Raw genomic sequence first — 204 nt, forward strand, 5'->3', positions numbered from 1 at the left:
TGTCCCCTTCGTCTAGTGGCCTAGGACACCGCCCTTTCACGGCGGTAACAGGGGTTCGAGTCCCCTAGGGGACGCCAGTTTCACAGAAGCAGCATTTCGGTGTTGCTCCGCCGCCAGGCGATAAATCGGGGCTATAGCTCAGCTGGGAGAGCGCTTGCATGGCATGCAAGAGGTCAACGGTTCGATCCCGTTTAGCTCCACCAA

2 tRNA genes are annotated in these 204 nt (G+C 58.8%); both read left to right on the plus strand.

Annotated features, from left to right (window positions below):
* The first annotated feature begins 1 nt into the window (after position 1).
* A tRNA-Glu gene (locus GHO41_RS29720) sits at positions 2-77 on the plus strand.
* A 50-nt stretch (positions 78-127) separates the two neighbouring features.
* A tRNA-Ala gene (locus tag GHO41_RS29725) sits at positions 128-203 on the plus strand.
* Position 204 lies beyond the last annotated feature (1 nt).

Origin of the sequence: Pseudomonas sp. FSL R10-0399 (assembly GCF_009600165.1) — a bacterium.
GTDB lineage: Bacteria > Pseudomonadota > Gammaproteobacteria > Pseudomonadales > Pseudomonadaceae > Aquipseudomonas > Aquipseudomonas helleri.